Origin of the sequence: Streptomyces sp. NPDC006207, from assembly GCF_040613835.1 — a bacterium.
Classification (GTDB): Bacteria; Actinomycetota; Actinomycetes; order Streptomycetales; family Streptomycetaceae; genus Actinacidiphila.
On the sequence record NZ_JBEXSX010000050.1, the window covers coordinates 59,826 to 76,471 of the forward strand.

Below are 16,646 nucleotides of genomic sequence, written 5' to 3' on the forward strand. Positions count from 1 at the left end.
GCTACGGCACCACGGTGTAGGTGTTGAGCTGGTCGACCGCGCTCTTCGGCGAGCCGAGGTCGTAGCGGTCGACGGCCACGTATGTGGGCTTCTTGCGGGCCGCGGGCTCGCAGAAGTTCTGGGTGCGGTTGAGCAGCTTGCCGTTGTCGGTGGACGCGGTGCCGGCGATGGTCGTGTCCCGGAAGTGGTTCATGACGAACAGCGGCCGGAATCCGGGCTCCTCGCGGGTGAGCGGGACGTTGACCCCGGCGCCGTACCAGCGGCTGTAACAGGACCAGTCGGAGGTGCTCGCGCCGGAGCCCATCGACCAGTAGTTCTCCACGGTCCACTCCTGCTGGTACAGCACGCCGAAGCTGTCGCGCTCGAGACCGGTGTCGGAGCCGCGGGTCCGGTCGGTGAAGATCATCAGCTGCTTGCCGCGCGCGGCCAGGTCGGCCATGGTCGGCCAGCCGTGCTCGCGCACGCCGTCCTGGTCGGGGCGGTACAGGACGTCGTACAGACCGTTCACCCGGGAGAGCTCGGAGCGCAGCACCTCGGGGGAGACGTAGTCCTCCAGGAAGACGGTGACGAACTGCCCCGGGTGCTGCCGGAGGAAGTCGACCATCCGCTGCAGGTCCACCCAGAGGGCGACGGGACGGCTGACCAGCGTGCAGCTGTTGTGGCAGAGGATCGCGCCGTCCGGGGTCTGGTGGATGTCCATCATGAAGCCGCGGACGCCGTCGTCGAGTTGCTGCGAGATGCCGCGCGCCTGGTTGGGGAAGAGGTTCACGAAGGGCGGGGCGAAGCCGCCGTCGACGCCGTTGGCGTAGGCGTTGTGCGCGGTCAGGAAGGTGACCTGGTCCAGGGTGCGCTGGTCGGCGGGCGGCATGGCGGCCCGGGGGAGCGGGGTGGGTGTGAGGTACCACCGGGACAGCGGGCCCGCGGCGCCCACGCGCGGCCGCTCGGGGTACACGCCCCCGCTCGGCGCGTCGCCCAGGGTCAGGCGGTCGGAGGTGCCGGGCACGGCCAGGGCGTACGTGCCGTCGCCGGCCGCCGTGATCTCCCAGGTCGCGCTCGCGCCGCCGCACGCCACGATCGCCGCGTCGGCGCCGGAACGCCCGAGGCAGTGGCTCGCGTCGTCGGTGCTGCGCAGTTCCTGCCCTCCGGTCACGGCGACGGCCGTCCACTGCTGGCGGTCCTCGTTGCCTTTGGGCCGGTGCAGCGCCACGGTGCCGCCGCTGTCCGAGGCGTTGAGGCCGTTCACGGCGCTCTGTACGGAGAAGGCGCCGCCTGGCGCGGCAGCGACGGCGGCCCCGGCTGCGGGTGGCAGCCCGGGAACGGTCACCGCGAGGACCGCGGCCGCCGCCACCGCGCCTGCGCGGGGCAGGGAGACGAAGCGAGCGCTTCGAGAGGTAGTCATGCGCATGACATACCACCGGTAACGCTTGCCATGTAAGGGCGTGTCGGGCCGGGGGCGCCGGTTCCGGACGGGGATGCGGGCGCCGGCGACGGCGCCCGCCTTCACGTCGTGCGGACCGGCGGGTCATCCGGCCCGCGATCCCGCCCGGACCGGCTCAGGCTTCGACGACGCCGGGTCCGACCCAGGCTTCGGTGGCCGTTCCGGGGCCGACCCATGCCTTGACGACGCCGGGGCCCACCCATGCCTTGACGACGCCGGGTCCGACCCATGCCTGGGTGACGGCTCCGGGGCCGACCCATGCCTTGACGACGCCGGGTCCGACCCATGCCTGGGTGACGCCGGGTCCGACCCATGCCTGGGTGACGGCTCCGGGGCCCACCCATGCCTGGGTGACGCCCGGCCCCACCCAGGCTTCGGTCGAGGCCTCGGACTGCGGGCCGGTGGCGGCGACGACCCCCGCGGCGATCAGCAGAGAAGCGGCGGAGAGTGCCAGAGCGGTGGCGGCGCGGCGGATCATCGTAGGTTCCCCCTTGGTCCCAGGTGTCGTTACCGACCGTGCTCACGAGGCTACGGCGATGCTCCTGGGCGGGGGATGAGCACGCGTGCTCATTTCCGCGCGGCGGATCTACTCAGTGCAGGCGGCCCGAATGCCTCTTGCGGAACCCGGCCCGACGCGGACGTGCTGCTGCGGCGGTCGGGGACCGCCGCAGCAGCACGCGTTCGACGGGGGCGGGTCGCCGCCCGGCCGTCAGTGCAGTTGACCGTCGGGTGAGACCGACGGCGTCCTCGCCGGTTCGGGTTCGGGTTCGGCGGGGGGTGCCGCGGGGGCGTTGGCCCACGCGGCTTCGGCCGCCGCCGCCCAGGCGGGGTCGGCCCAGGACGTGTCGGCCCGCTCGTCGGGTTCGAGGACGTCCTCGCCGTACAGGTCCTGCAGCCAGTTGCTCTGGTAGATCGTGTCGAGGTAGCGCTCGCCGAGGTCCGGCGCGATCGCCACCGACGTGAGGCCGGGGGCGCCGTTCTTCTCGAGCCAGCTCATCGCGCCGCTGACCACGGTGCCCGTCGAGCCGCCGAACAGGAAGCCGCGGCGGGCCAGCCGGTGGCAGGCGCGGATGGTGTCCGCCTCCTCGACCAGGACGACCTCGTCGACGAAGGACTCGTCGAGCAGCGGCGGGTGGACGCTCATGCCCAGCCCGGGGATCATCCGCCGGCCCGGGGCCCCGCCGAACGTCACGGAGCCGACGCTGTCCACCGCGACGACCTTCACCGGCCGGGACCACTCACGGAACCAGCGGGCGCAGCCCATCAGCGTTCCCGTGGTGCCGGCCCCGACGAACACGACGTCGACCTCGGGGAACTGCCGTGCGATCTCCGGAGCGGTCGTCCGGTAGTGCGCCCTCCAGTTGCCCGGGTTGGTGTACTGGCTGAGCCACACGTACCGGTCGTCCGAGGCGCACAGCGCGCGGACGAAGTCCAGCCGCGCGCCGAGGTAGCCGCCGTGGGCGTCGGGTCCCGAGATGATGTGCACCTGGCTGCCCAGGGCCTTCATCAGGAGCCTGGTCGACAGGTTGCACCGTGCGTCGGTGACGCACAGGAACCGGTAGCCCTTGCTGGCGGCGATCATGCTCAGTGCCACGCCCAGGTTGCCGGACGAGGACTCGACCAGGATCGACTCCGGAGTCAGGATCCCCTCCCGCTCGGCGGTCTCCACCATCTCGGTCGCGGCTTTGAGCTTGATCGAACCGGCGAAGTTGAAGCCCTCGCACTTCAGGAAGAGCGGTTGCCCGAAGATCGACTCGAGGTCGACGAAGAGCTCTTCCTCGTTGAAGGCCTGGGGAACGGATATGACTGTCACGATGGCCTCCTCATCTGCAGCGCCTCTCCCGTCGAGACGGGGGAGCAACGCGTCAGCGGCCGCTGTGTCCTGCACTGATGAGCTTGCGTGGCTGGACCGTTGGTCTTTCCCGGAGGTGCGTCCGCATGCGGCTCCTTGTCGTCCGTCGCCGTGGTGCCCGCCCCTCCGTCGGGGGCCCGGGCCCAGGTCCGGGGGCCTGGGGTCGTGGGGGCGGGGTCGCGGCCGTTCATCCGTACCGGCGCAGTTCGTGGAAGAAGTCGTCGACGACGCGCAGCTCGCCGGAGCGCGCCACCTCGTCGTAGACGTACTTGCCGACCGCGAGGTCGAGGACTCCGAGGCCGAAGGGCGAGAACACCACGGGCCGGTCCTCGCGGAGCGCCACCCGCCCGGCGATCACGTCGTCCAGGGTGCCGGCCAGGAAGTCCCGGTTGCCCGTGAGCTGCTCCGCCAGGTGCGGCGACGTGTCCGCCTTCAGGCAGTGCTCGACGTCGTCGACCACGTTGGTCGAGCCGAGCACGATCTCCGGCGTGAGGTCGCGCAGCGACATGTGCAGCACGAGCGGCTTGTGCCCGAACCAGGTCATGTCCCGTACGTGGGGCTCGCCGGCGACGGTGGCGAAGACCACCAGGTCGCTCGAGCGGATGAGCTGCTCGGGGTTGTCGTGCAGGGTGATGCGTCCCGGGGCGCCCGTCTGTTCGACGTAGCCGCGGAAGCCCTTCGCGCTCTCGGTGGACAGGTCGTGCACGCCGATCTCGTCGAAGTGCCATCCGGTGCCCACCAGGTAGGTGTGGATGTAGCGGGCGATCAGTCCCGTCCCGAAGAATCCGACGCGCTTCGGGCGCCGGTCGGGGCGGCTCAGCCGGTCGGCGGCCAGGGCCGCCATCGCCGCCGTCCTGGTGGCGCTGATGATGGAGCTCTCCAGGCACGCGATGGGGTAGCCGGTGTCGTGGTCGTTGAGGATCAGCACCGCCGAGGCGCGGGGGATGCCCGCCGCCACGTTCTCCGGGAAGCTGGAGATCCACTTCAGGCCGTCCACGCGCACGTCACCGCCGATCGAGGCGGGCAGGGCGATGATCCGGGCCGTGGGACGGTCGGGGAACCGCAGGAAGTACGACGGCGGGTTCACCGAGTCACCGGCGGAGTGCAGCCGGTAGGTGGTCTCCACGAGCTCCGTGATCTGCTTCTCGCGCCCGTGCAGCGCGCGCTGGACCTGGACACCGGGGACCACCGCGAACGGCGGTACGGTGAGCGGCCCGGAGGGCGCGGAACCCTGTGCGGCGGAGCGGTTGCTGGTCATGCGGTGGTCACCTCGACGGTCGGGGAGCAGTCGGCCAGGCGCACCGCGTCGGCCATGCCGACCAGCACTTCACGGGAGCCCTCGTAGGCCTCGCGGCTGTGCGCGGTGCGGATGTTGTCGACGAGCATCAGGTCGCCCGTCTGCCAGGGCTCGCGGGCGGTGTTCGCCTCGTAAACGGTGTTGAGCAGCTGGACGACGTCCGCGCCGATCGGGTCGCCGTTGCCGAAGCGGGTGTTGAACGGCAGGCCCTCGGCGCCGTACATGTCCACGAGGTACTCGTGCACCTCGGGGTCCATCGTCCATTCGTTGAGGAACGCGATCTGGTTGAACCAGCAGCGCCGGCCCGTGACCGGGTGGCGGACCACGGCACTGCGCCGCTGGCGGGTGCGCAGGGCCCCGTCCGGCTGCCACTCGAAGGCGATGGCGTTGGCGCGGCAGTAGTCCTCGACGGCGGAGCGGTCGTCGGTGCCGAAGGCCTCGGCGACGGTCGCCCCGATCTCGTCGTTGTAGCTGCGGGTGAGCAGCCAGCCCTCGCGCTCGAAGCGCTGGACCAGCTCGGACGGCAGCGCCTCGAGCACGGTCGGCGCGTCGGCCACCGCCGTCGCCCCGCCCTTCTCCGGCGCGGTCAGGCAGGCGAACATCATCATGCCGGGGAACTCGAGCCGGTAGCTGAGTTCATGATGCATGCACATCGGCTGGTTGGGCGGCCAGTTGGAGGAGGAGTACAGGCCCTCGGCGTAGGTCCGCCGGGACGCGAAGGCCTCCTTCTCTGCGGTCAGCCGGCCGGCCAGTCGCTTGACCACGCCTGCGGCCTTGTCCGCGTCGGTGAGCCCGAGGCCGCGGATCAGGACCGAGCCGTGCTCGGCGACGACCGCGCGCAGCGCGTCGCGGTGCCCGTCGGCCCAGCCCGCCGGGTCCTGGACGGCCCCGGTGCGCAGGATCGGGGGTGAACCGGGCCGCAGCTCGAGGTCGAGCAGGGACGGAGGGGAAGCTGAGGTCGACAACTGCGTCTCCTCTCGGTTGCCGTTCATGGGGAGGCCAGGAGTTCGGCGGCGCGCAGGACCGCCTGCGCCACCTCGTCCGGGCAGGTGCGGGGGAAGTGGTGACCGCCGCGGGCGAGCTCGTACAGGTCGACGTGCTCGGCCAGCAGCTGCCACTCGCGGTACCGGCGGGAGTGGTCCGCCGTGTACGGGTCGTCGGCGGCGACGACCACGGTGACCGGCGTGGACAGCCGCACCGGCGGTGCGGAGTCCAACGCGTCGGCGAAGTATCGGTGGGCCGCCACGCAGTCGTGGCGGTAGGCGGCGGCCACGTGCCCGGCACGGGCCCTGTCCAGCTCGGCGAGCTGGCCGTAACCGCCGTCGCCGCTCAGTTCCGCGGCGATGTCGGCGTCGCTGCGGCCGGTCAGCGCGTCGGCGGCGGCACGCCGTCCGGCGGAGTCGCCGAGCAGCTGCGCGCCGAGGAACACGCGCTGGACCTCCACGCCCCGCTCCCGCAGCCGCCGGGCGGTCTCCACCGCGAGGGCGGTGCCCGAGGAGTGGCCCCACAGCAGGATCCGGGACAGTCCGCGGCCGGCGATCTCCTCGACCACCGCGTCGACCACCTGCGCCAGCGGCGCGAAGTCCTCGTCGCGGGCGGCCGGGTCGTGGCCGGGCAGTTCGACGGCGTAGACCGCACAGCCGGCGGGCCGCAGGGCCGCGGCCAGCGGCCGGAAGTTCACCGCGTTGCCACCGGCGTACGGGAAGCACACCAGGGCGCCGTGCGGCTCGCCGTCCGGCTCCGACAGGGCCTGCAGCAGTCCGGGCCGGCGCGTCGTCCGGCCGTCGACCACCTCGGCGAGGTCGGCGAGGACCGGGTGCGCGGTGACGTCCTTGAGGGAGATCGCGCGGTCCAGCAGGATCGCCAGCCGTACGGCGGACAGGGAGGTGCCGCCGCGGTCGAAGAAGTGGTCCTGGCGCCCGATCCGCTCCTGCGGGACGCCGAGCACCGTCGCCCACGCCCTCGCCAGGCGCAGTTCGGCGGGGGTGCCGGGGGCCTGCAGGTCCGTCCCGGCGGGGTCCCGCTCGGAGGTCTCCTCCGTGGCGAGCGCCGTCAGGGCCTTGCGGTCGATCTTGCTGTTGGCGGTCAGCGGCAGGCTCTCCTTCCAGTGGAAGGCCGCGGGCACCATGTAGGCGGGCAGGGAAGCCGCCAGGTGCTCGCGCAGCACGTCCCCCTCCACGGGCGCGGGGCCCGAGTAGAAGGCGACCAGCTGGCTGCCGTCGTCGCTGACCACGACCGCGCCGTCGCGCACCCCCGGCGCACGGACCAGGGTGTTCTCGATCTCGCCGATCTCGATGCGGAAACCGCGGATCTTGACCTGGTGGTCCTTGCGGCCGAGGAACTCCAGCGTGCCGTCCGGGTGCCAGCGGCCGTAGTCGCCGCCGCGGTACAGCCGCTCACCGGCGTGGTGGGGGTCGGTCAGGTACGCCTGCCGGGTGCGCTCGGGGTCGTTGATGTAGCCGCGGCCCACGCAGACCCCGGAGAAGACGACCAGACCGGGCGCGCCCAGCGGCACCGGGGACAGGTGCTCGTCGACGACGTACACCCGCACGTTGTTGACGGGCCGGCCCAGCGGCACCCAGTCGGTGTCCGGGACCCGGTCCATCACCGCGTGGTTGGTGTCGTCGCTGGTCTCGGTCAGCCCGTAGGCGTTGACCAGCTTCACGCCGGGCCGCACGGCGAACCAGCGCCCGATGAGGTCCTTCTTCAGGGCCTCGCCGGTCACCGACACGCAGCGCAGGTCCGGCAGTTCGCGCGGCTGCCGCTCCAGGGCGGACAGGACGACGTCCAGGTAGGAGGGGACGAGCTGGAGGACGTTCGCCCGGCCCTCGACGACCTTGTCGAGGAAGCGGTCGGCGTCCAGGATCGTCTCCTGCTCCACCAGCAGGGTGCGTCCGCCGACGAGCAGCGCGGAGACCAGCTGCCACAGCGAGATGTCGAAGCACTGCGGGGCGGTCTGCGCCACCACGTGCCCCTCGCCGATGCCGAGGTCGTCGATCTTGGCGTAGAGGTGGTTGAGGAACCCCGCGTGCTCGCACATGGCGCCCTTGGGCTCCCCGGTCGAGCCGGAGGTGAAGTAGATGTACGCCAACTGGTCGCGGGCGACCGCCACGCGGGGGTCCTCGCTCGGGTGGTCCTCGGCGTAGGCGTCCTCGACCGGCAGCCGCTGCACCTCGGGGAGCGCGGACAGCGCCTCGTCCAGCGTGGCGGTGCTGCCGCGCTCGGTCAGCGCCATCCGGCACTCGGCCCGGGCCAGGGTGTTCCTGATCCGCCCGGCCGGGAAGTGCGGCTCGATCGGCAGGTAGGCGCCGCCGGCCTTGAAGACCGCCAGCACGGCCGCCAGCCAGTCCAGGTTCCGCTCGGTGACCACCGCGACCACGCCCTCGCGCTCCAGACCACGCGCCAGGAGGGCATGCGCCAGGCGGTTCGCGCGGGCGTTGAGGTCGCCGTAGGTCCACTGGCGGTCCCCGTGGACGGCCGCGACCGCCTCCGGGTGCGCCCGGACCCGCTCCTCGAACAGCTCGTGCATCCGCCGGTCCGGCAGCTTCCTGCGCGGTCCGGCCATCCCGGTGAGCTGCAGCCGGTTCTCCTCCGCCGACAGCAGGCTCTTGCGGGTGTGCTCGGCGTCCAGGTCGGCGGCGATCCGCGCCAGGGCGGCCACGTGGTAGCCGGCGACGCGGGCCGCGGCGTCCTCGTCCATGACATCGTTGGCGTAGCGCAGCCGCAACGAGAGCCGGCCGTCGCGGTCCGAGGCTCCCACCCAGAGCACGGTGCCGGGGGTGAGCTCGACGCCACCGCCGGACAGGTCGAAGACCGTCTCGAACAGCGGCTCGGCCAGGTCGAGCTCCTTGCGGAGCGCGTCGACGGGGAAGTCCTGGAAGGCCAGCAGCTGCGACTCGGCGCCGTGCGCGTCCAGCAGCAGGGACCGCCACGAGCCGGGACCCGCCGACAGCCGGCACGGCAGCACCGCGCCGCCCGCGGCGACGTAACCGGTCACGACGTCGGTCTCGCCGGCGAGCGCTGCCAGCACCTTGGCGTGCGCGGCCAGCAGCACCGAGCCCACCGGGACGGCGACCTCCTCGGCCACACGGCGCACGGACGCCGTGAGGCCGTCGGGGACCGCCACCACGTGCTCGGCGGCGCCGGTGGCCGGTTCGGGAGTCCAGCGGGGGATCGCGGTGAACCCGCCCTTGAGGAGCACTCCGCGCCAGAACTCCCGTCCGGCCTGCGCTGCCATGTCCATCGACTTGCCTCCACTTGCGGTTTCCACGGGACTACACACCGCTGATCAGCGCGGTGGCGCGATCGCCGCCGCTGTTCGGGGTCTTCGGGTTCTCGGGCATCTCCCGGGCGGGGTTGCCGCCCCACCGGGCGAGCGCGGGGAGCTCCTCGCCCTTCATCACGAAGGAGTCCGGGGCGATCACGGCGCCGTCGCCGACGGTCACCCCGTAGTGGACGAGGGCGCCGACCCCGAGGGTGCAGCCGGCACCCAGCGTGCTGTGGTCGGACTTGAAGGCGCCGTCCTCCTGGGAGTGGCTCTGGATGACCGTGCCCGCGTTGAGGGTGCAGTCGTCGCCGATGGCGGCCAGGGAGCGCTCCGGGAGGAAGAGGCCGTCGTCGAAGACGCGGCGCCCGATCCGCACGCCGAGCAGACGCCAGACGACGTTCTTGAACGGGGTGCCGTTGAGGACGTTCAGGTACTCCGTCGCGGCCGTCACCTTCCAGTAGCGTTCGTGCCGCCAGAAGTCGAGGTCGTAGATCGAGCAGTACAGCGGCCGCAGCCCGCGGAACCTGGTGACGATGCGCTCGCCGAGCACGATGTAGGTGACGGTGACCACCAGGACCACGACGTTCGCGACCGCGACCGCGGCGGCGCCGTACGCGGGGTAGAGGTCGGCGGCGACGGACGCGGTCAGCGCCACCAGGAAGAGCAGCAGCCACTGCAGCAGCAGGTGGAGCACCGCGGTGCCGGTGTTGTGCTTGTTCTTGTCCGACAGCAGGCGGTGGAACGCTTCGCCGTCCTTCAGGTGGTCGAATTTGCTGTCGCGGTCCACCGTGCGGGGAATCTCGAAGCTGGGCGAGCCCAGCAGTCCGACGTTCTCCCGGACGGGCCCCTCGACGGGGACCATGACCTTGGTCGCCAGCAGGCAGTTCTCGCCGGTCCTGCCCTGGGGCGGATAGGCGATGTGGTTGCCCAGGAAATTGTGCGGGCCGATCGCCGTCCGGGTGACGCGGAAAGAGGTGCTGGAGTAGTCCGCATTCATGATGGACAGTCCGTCGGCGACCATGGTCCCGCTGCCGACCTTGCTCAGGTACGGATTCTCGTGCTTCACCTCGGTACCGAAATTCGAGCCGGTCTGTTCCACCGGCGACAGGTCGTACCCGATGGCGCGCAGGTAGTGCACGACGGCGGAACTGTCGCCGAAAAGGACGCGGAAGAACTTCCGGTTGGTGAGGAAGCCGATGGTGCGGTGGATCCCGTAGCGGAACCCGTAGAGCGGGTGGACCGTGTCGGGCTTCACGAGCGGGTGCAGCAGCCGCGGCACGGTGACCGCGACGAGGAGGCCCAGCAGCACCGCCCCGCAGAAGAGGACGAAGGAGGCGGCCAGGGCGTCGGCGTAGAAGGTCCACGTCGTCAGGGCCACCGGGCCCGGCTCCAGCAGGAGGTCCAGGCGCGGGACCACCGTGAGAAGGATCGCCACCCCGCCGACCGCGACCGGGATCCAGGCGGCCAGGAGGATCAGCAACTGACTCAGGCAGTAGGTGACACGGCGGCTCCTGCCGCACTGCACCGGCGCGACCACGCGGTAGTCCGCGGCGCCCGGCTGGGCCGGGGAGCCGTGCCAGCGCTCGCCGGCGGGGACGGCCTGGCCGCTGTGGAGCGAGGAGGCGTGGCCGAGTTGGGCGCCGTCGCCCATGGAGGTGCCGATGTCGAGCACGGTCACCTCGCCGATTAGCACTTCCCTGCCGAGCGTGACCGGACCGGTCTGGATCACCCCCGAGTGCCCCCGGTAGCAGGAGAAGTACGAGTCCTTGCGGATCACCGTGCCGTCGCCGATGGTCAGCAGGTCGGCGCAGACCGGGACGTGCTTGGAGAAGATGGCCACCCCGCGGCCTATTCGCGCGCCCAGCGCCCGCAGGTACAGCACGTACAGCGGTGAACCGACGAACAACACCATGGGGTTCGACCGGATCAGGGTCCGCACGCACCAGAACCGGAAGTACGCCAGGCTCCAGATGCGGATCTCCTGCGGCTTCCACCGTCCGACCAGGAGCCACTTGCCCGCGACCGGCAGGACGCAGACGCCCGCGAAGGCCGCGCCGCCGAACTCCACGGACCGCAGATAGGTGTCGAAGGGGCTCGTGCCGGCGGATATCCACTCCGCCCCGCGCGTCACGACGAACGCGGCGAGGTACGAGTAGCCCAGGAAGAACAGTGCCTGCAGCACGCCGCAGAACACGTAGCGCGGCGTGCCCTTCGCCGCCGTCACCTGGATCGGCTCCGGGAGCGGCACGTCGGCGAGGGCCTGGGTGGCGGGGGTCAGGGCGCCGACCGGCGGGGCGTCCGCCAGGGCCGTCGCGAGACTTCTGATCGTCGGGTACCGGTAGATGTCCTTCATCGACACGGACGGCAGGTCCTGGTGCTTCCGCACCCGGGCGCAGAAATGTGCCATCACCAGGGAGTCGGCACCCATTTCCGTGAAGAAATGGCTGTCGACGGACACCCGGTCCGTGTGCACGATGCCCGCCAGGATGTCGGCGAGGATCCTTTCCGTGCCGTCGGCCGGGGCGGTGTAGGGGCGCCCGGTGGTTGAAGATTCATCGGGATCCGAAGCGGGATCCGACGCCAGGACCTCTGCAGATTTTTCCACGATGTGAGCTCCTTGAGGAAAAGTCGACCACGGGCGGCCGGTAAAGCCGGTACCCGGTGTCCCTCTTGCCCCGGCTATGGGCCGGAGCGAGTAATCCGGAAGCCATGCGGTCGTGAGCTCTTCTCTCGCCATACAACCATATGTCGCTCCTCGTAGTCTCCGCCGTCCTCGTTCGGACTGCCACTCGAAGATGATCGAAGTGGTATGTCGCGGCGCTGGACTGCGCAAATGCTCGGGAAGTCGCGATGAATCGACGAGTACCGTTCCCGAAAGGCGGAAAAACCACCGATTCGCAAGGTTGCGGGAAAGCCGCGGAGATGCGATAAGCGCTACCGAGAGTGGTCGTCCCGGTCAAGAGAGTTAAAAGGCGACGGCTGTGTGCTGAGGCCTCGTCATATGGCTGAGCCCGCCCGCGCACAGGCTGCGCGGGCGGGCTCGGGGGTCGCGGGGGTCACGGGCAGACGTACGAGAAACCCGTCGTGACGGCGCGGTGGCCGGGTGTGATGATGCGCAGTTCGGCCTCCGCCCGGTACGTGCCGTGACCGCGGAAGGTCCACAGCAGGTGCAGCCGTGCCTCGTGGCGGCCGCGGGGCACCTCTTCGTACAGCACGTCGGAGGAGGTGCCGTCGTTGCGTAGCCATCGGTAACTGATCGTGCCCGGGCGCCCGTTGGTCGTGACGACGGCGACGAGGTCGACGGTCGTGTCGCACGCGGGTGCCGACGGGGACGGGGTCACCGTCACCCGCTTCACCTCGAGGCCCGGACCGAAGCGCTGCCAGGCCAGGAAGACGAGCACCGCCACCAGCACCGCACCGGCCAGTACGTACCGCCGCGGCCACCTGCGACGATGCGGTCCGGGCGGCGGAAGCGGCGTGATCCGGCCCCGCCACACCTCGGCGGCGACGTTGGCCCGGGCCGCCGCGGCGGGTGTGACGCCGGGCCCGAACCGCATGACCTCGCCCTCGACCCGGTCCGGCAGGACGACGGTGGGGCCGGCCTTCACCGTCGGTACCGCCGCCTCGGCGCTGACCACGGGCTCGAGCCGGGCCGTCGGCAGTGCCGACGGCGCCCAGTGCTCGGCGAGGACGGTCGCGCTGTACTCGGGATCGGCGTCCTGCGGCGCCGTGCTGTGCGGCCTCGCGTCCTGGGGGGTCGCGTCGTTCGGCGCCGCGTCCGTGAGGCCGAGACGGAAGGTGCGCTCGGTGTCCTCCTCGGGTGGGAGGTCGCGTGACCCGTTCACGTGATCACGCAACCACGGGTGAGGATCTGCTGGAACGACTGCCCGTTGGCCGCCGTCGGGTCGGTGGTGGCGGCCGCGCCGAACCAACAGCCGCTGCCCCGCGGGAACGTGTGGTCGGCGGTGAAGGAGTACGAGGTGGAACCGCTGCGGGTGAAGGTCTGTGCGCCGTCGGCGGTGCCGGGCTCTCCCTTCGCGTCGCTCGTGTACCAGGTCACCGTGACGGTCACGGGGCGTGCATCACTGGTGCGCAGCCGGATCGTGGCCGAGGCACTGAATACACCCGTCTGGGCGAGCGAGGTGACCGAGACGTCGCTCACGCTCACCGGGGGTGTCGTCGATGCCGAGGGCGACACCGTCGGCGTCGCCGTCACGGACGCGGAAGCCGTGGCCGAGGCCGTCGTGGTCGGCGTCGGTGCGGCCGGCGTGGTGACGGCGGTCGCCCCGGTGGAGGCCGGGGCGCTCTCCGGCGTGGAGGGCGACGGGCTCGGGGAGCCGGGCGAGGGACTGCCCGGCGGAGCCGTCGTCCCCGGCGCTTCGGAGGTGCCGCGTGGGGTCGCTCTCGTCGTTTCCCCTGTCCAGTTGGCGGTCGTCTGGTGCGGGCCCTCACCCGAGGCCACCGCGGCGAAGGTCAGCAGCCCGGCGATGACCACACCGCCCACCGCGGCGAGCATGCCCTGACGTGTCAGGCGCCGTGCGCCGCCGCCGACCATGGTCGTGGCCAGGTCGACCGTCCCCGGCCCGGGTCCCGCCGACGGGAAGAGCAGCGGCAACAGCACCGCGAGCGCGGCGAGCCTGCGCTGCCCTCGCTCCTCCCAGTCGTTCCCGTAGGCCGCTCCCGCGATCACCTCCAGTTCCGCCACGAACGCCTCGGCGTCCGCCGGACGCAGCGCCGGGTCCTTCGCCATCCCGCGCAGGATCAGCTCACGCACCGGCTCCGGTGCCTGCCCGACCGGTACCGGCGCTTCGATGTGCTGAACGGCCAGCTCGGCGAAGTTCTCACCCTGGAACGGCTTGCGGCCGGTCAGGCACTCGTAGAACGTCGCGGTCGCCGCGTACACGTCGGTCGCGGGCGATGCCGGGCGCCCGTTCCACTGCTCGGGGGCCATGTAGGCGGGCGTTCCCGCCACGGCCCCCTTGGTTCCGCTGCGCAGGGCGATGCCGAAGTCGACCAGCTTCGACGATCCGTCCGCCGCGACCAGGACGTTCTCCGGTTTGTAGTCGCGGTGCACCACACCGGTGCGGTGGGCGGCGGCGAGGCCGAGCAGCGACCCCTTGAGCACCACCAGGGCTGCTTCGGGCCCGGTGGCTCCTTCCTGGCGGAGTAACGCCCTCAGCGCCAAGCCGTCGACCAGCTCCATGACGATGGCCGCCCCTGCGGGACCCTCCACGTACTCGTACAGACTGGCGACATATGGGGTGTGGAGACCTCCCAGCAGCTGTGCCTCGGCTCGGAACTCCTGCAGGAACTCCGGGTCGCCCCGCAGTTCGTCGCTCAGGTACTTGATCGCGACAGGCGTTGATGTGGCGTCATGGGACGCGAGCACCACGCGACCGCAGCCGCCCGAGCCCAGTTCTCTGGCCTCGGTGTACCCCGGAGCCCTCCAGCCGCTCATTCACTTGTCCCCCCTGCATGTGGCGCGGTGCCGGCGACCGCGTCGACTTTTCCTCAACAGACACGATTCCTCGGCGACCGGTTCCCGGGGAACCCCCCACCCGGCTGAACACCCCCCGCCGACCGTCCGTACTACGAGGGGACGTGCGTTCCGATCCACCGAACGGCAACAGGAAGGCGGCCGGCATGGCCCCATCGCGCCACGTGCTCAGCTCCGTCGTCGCAGGCACGGCCGCGTTGCTGCCGCTGGCCCTGGCGGGACCGGCGGCCGCCCACGGCGCGCCGGTGTCCCCGGTGAGCCGCGCCGCGGCGTGCGCGTCCGGAAGCGGACAGTACGTGGGGACGGCCGCCTGCCGGGCCGCCGCGGCCGCCAACGGCGGGAGCCGGCCCTTCGCGGACTGGGACAACCTCCGCGTCGCCGGGGTCGCGGGCCGCGACCGCCAGGTGATCCCGGACGGGAAGCTGTGCAGCGGCGGGCTGGCCGCCTTCCGTGGCCTCGACCTGCCGCGCTCCGACTGGCCGGCCACCCGGCTGACGCCGGGCGCCGCCTTCACCATGGCGTACGGAACGACCATCCCGCACCAGGGCACGTTCCGGCTGTACCTCACGAAGGAGGGCTACGACCCGACCCGGCCGCTGACCTGGTCGTCGCTGGCGAGCGACCCCTTCGTGAAGGTCACCGACCCGCCCGTGCCCGGCGGCGCCTACCGCATCAGCGGGCGGCTGCCCTCGAACCGCACCGGGCACCACGTCCTCTTCACGATCTGGCAGAACTTCTCGACACCCGACACGTATTACTCGTGCTCCGACGTCGTCTTCCCGGCCGCCGCGGCCAAGGCACCGGCCAAGCCCGCGAAGCCGGCGAAGCCCTCGCCGGCTTCGGCCGCCGCGACGCCCGAAGCCGCGGCGTCAAAGGGCACGGCGTCCCCCTCCGCCATTCGGACGGCCGGATCCCCCGCGGCCGCCCAGGCCTCTCCGCGGGACGCCGTGCGTACCCCGGCCACCCAGCCCGTGGCCGCCGAGAGCGAGGGACCGGGGCGCACCCTGCTGGCCCTCGGCAGCGCCACCCTGCTCGGCGGCATGGCCGCGATCGCCCTGCTGTTCCGGCTGCGCCGCTCACCGGGCACCCGGGGCCGTTAGGTCCTGTCGTCCAAGCCCCGCCGGACAACCGACTACCGCAACGGTTCGCTCAGTTCGATGGAGCGCAGGGCGGCCGCCAGGGCTGGTCCGTCGCCGACGTCGAGGGCGGTGTCGGTCAGTTTGATGACGTGTTCGTCGCCGTGCTCCAGGGCCCGTTCGAAGACCTCCTCGGACGTGAAGGTGCCGGGCGGGGTGTACGCGACCGGCGCGTCCGGCGCGTACATCGCGGTCACCGCGGCGGAGGCCGTCCAGGCGGCCCGCAGGCTCGGCACCCACAGGGCGCGCGGGAGCGCGGGCAGGGTGCGCAGGACGGCGTTGGGGGCAGTGGCCGCGTGGACCAGCATCGTCTCCTCGCCGTGGCCGTGGGTGGCGTACCGGTGGGTGGCCGCCCGCACCAGTTCGGTGAGGCGGGTTCGGGCCTCGTCCGGGTCCGTGACCGCCGCCGCCCACACCGGCAGGCCCGTGACGCGGCCGAGCCGGGCCGGGAAGCCGCCGTCTCGTACGGCGAGGGGCACGACCGCGTCGAGGGCGGCGGCCGCGCTGCCCGCGCCGGGCAGGGGTGCGAGGTCCGCGACGGCGTGGTGGCGGGCGGCCCAGTAGCCGAGGCCGTGGGCGAGTTCGGCCAGACGGGGTCCGGTGCTCTCGCCGGCCAGCAGGGTGCGTACGGCGTGGCCCACCCGGATCACCGGGTGCGTCGAGCCGCCGTACAAGCCGGGCAGGAGTCGGGGCCACCACAGCGTGAGCACCTCGCGCCAGGGATGCTCGGCGATCTCGCGCCCGAAGTAGCCGATCCAGTCGGCGGCCCGGCGCGGATCGCCGAGCGCGGCACGCCAGTTGCCGGCCGTGACCGGCTCGGTGCCGGACGGGAACTCCTCGAGCTTGCGCGCGTAGAGGTCGAGCCAGCGGTGCACCGAACGGGCCTGTCCGTGGGCGGCGAGGGCCTCGACGGCCATCGGCGCGTGGTTGGTGAGTCGTCCGAGGCGTTCGGGCCCCGATCCGTGCAGTCGCTGGAGCGCCTCGTCCAGGGTCCCTGTCGTATCCATGGCCAGGACAGTAGGCGGGGGGCCGCGGCGGCGTAACCGGCCGCAGGCGTAGGACCCGGCCTAGGTGTATTGCCTTGTGAGGTTGGGGACGCGGCTGGCGGGTGGTTTGCCGTTCAGCGCGGTGTGTCCGCGGTGGTGATTGTAGGTGTGCA

Annotated in this window: 11 protein-coding genes; 1 reads left to right on the forward strand and 10 read right to left on the reverse strand. The window is 71.9% G+C overall.

What is annotated here, in order from left to right:
• Position 1 precedes the first annotated feature (1 nt).
• From ABZ312_RS31945 to ABZ312_RS31985, 9 genes are all read right to left on the reverse strand, one after another.
• Complete coding sequence (locus tag ABZ312_RS31945; protein ID WP_500439269.1) at positions 2–1,399, reverse strand: phosphoinositide-specific phospholipase C-related protein; 1,398 nt, start codon at positions 1,397–1,399, stop codon at positions 2–4.
• Between the two features lie 154 nt (positions 1,400–1,553).
• Positions 1,554–1,916: a hypothetical protein gene (locus tag ABZ312_RS31950; RefSeq protein ID WP_500439270.1), complete on the reverse strand. Its 363-nt coding sequence runs from the start codon at positions 1,914–1,916 to the stop codon at positions 1,554–1,556.
• Positions 1,917–2,147: 231 nt separating this feature from the next.
• Positions 2,148–3,251 carry a 2,3-diaminopropionate biosynthesis protein SbnA gene (gene sbnA / locus ABZ312_RS31955; protein WP_500324077.1) on the reverse strand — a complete coding sequence of 368 codons (1,104 nt, stop codon included), beginning with the start codon at positions 3,249–3,251 and terminating at the stop codon, positions 2,148–2,150.
• Between the two features lie 226 nt (positions 3,252–3,477).
• On the reverse strand, positions 3,478–4,548 hold the full coding sequence (gene sbnB, locus ABZ312_RS31960) for a 2,3-diaminopropionate biosynthesis protein SbnB (protein ID WP_500324078.1): 1,071 nt from the start codon (positions 4,546–4,548) through the stop codon (positions 3,478–3,480).
• Entirely contained in the window at positions 4,545–5,579 is a 1,035-nt protein-coding gene (locus tag ABZ312_RS31965; protein WP_500324079.1) for a TauD/TfdA family dioxygenase, read from the reverse strand. Before ABZ312_RS31965 ends, sbnB begins: the two co-directional genes overlap by 4 nt.
• Positions 5,576–8,830, reverse strand: coding sequence for a non-ribosomal peptide synthetase (locus ABZ312_RS31970; protein WP_500439271.1), 3,255 nt, complete (start codon positions 8,828–8,830; stop codon positions 5,576–5,578). The genes ABZ312_RS31965 and ABZ312_RS31970 overlap by 4 nt, the downstream gene beginning before the upstream one ends.
• A gap of 31 nt (positions 8,831–8,861) precedes the next feature.
• Positions 8,862–11,462, reverse strand: a complete 2,601-nt coding sequence (locus ABZ312_RS31975; protein WP_500324246.1) for a Pls/PosA family non-ribosomal peptide synthetase — start codon at positions 11,460–11,462, stop codon at positions 8,862–8,864.
• A 448-nt stretch (positions 11,463–11,910) separates the two neighbouring features.
• Entirely contained in the window at positions 11,911–12,699 is a 789-nt protein-coding gene (locus tag ABZ312_RS31980) for a hypothetical protein (protein WP_500324081.1), read from the reverse strand.
• Positions 12,696–14,312: a serine/threonine-protein kinase gene (locus tag ABZ312_RS31985; protein WP_500439272.1), complete on the reverse strand. Its 1,617-nt coding sequence runs from the start codon at positions 14,310–14,312 to the stop codon at positions 12,696–12,698. The genes ABZ312_RS31980 and ABZ312_RS31985 overlap by 4 nt, the downstream gene beginning before the upstream one ends.
• Positions 14,313–14,497: 185 nt before the next feature.
• On the opposite strand from ABZ312_RS31985, the gene ABZ312_RS31990 reads away from it, so the two are divergent.
• Positions 14,498–15,451, forward strand: coding sequence for a lytic polysaccharide monooxygenase (locus tag ABZ312_RS31990; RefSeq protein ID WP_500439273.1), 954 nt, complete (start codon positions 14,498–14,500; stop codon positions 15,449–15,451).
• A gap of 32 nt (positions 15,452–15,483) precedes the next feature.
• Here the strand turns inward: ABZ312_RS31990 and ABZ312_RS31995 are convergent, their stop codons facing one another.
• Positions 15,484–16,494 (reverse strand): questin oxidase family protein, encoded by a 1,011-nt coding sequence (locus tag ABZ312_RS31995; RefSeq protein WP_500439274.1) that lies wholly within the window; start codon positions 16,492–16,494, stop codon positions 15,484–15,486.
• Between the last annotated feature and the right edge of the window lie 152 nt (positions 16,495–16,646).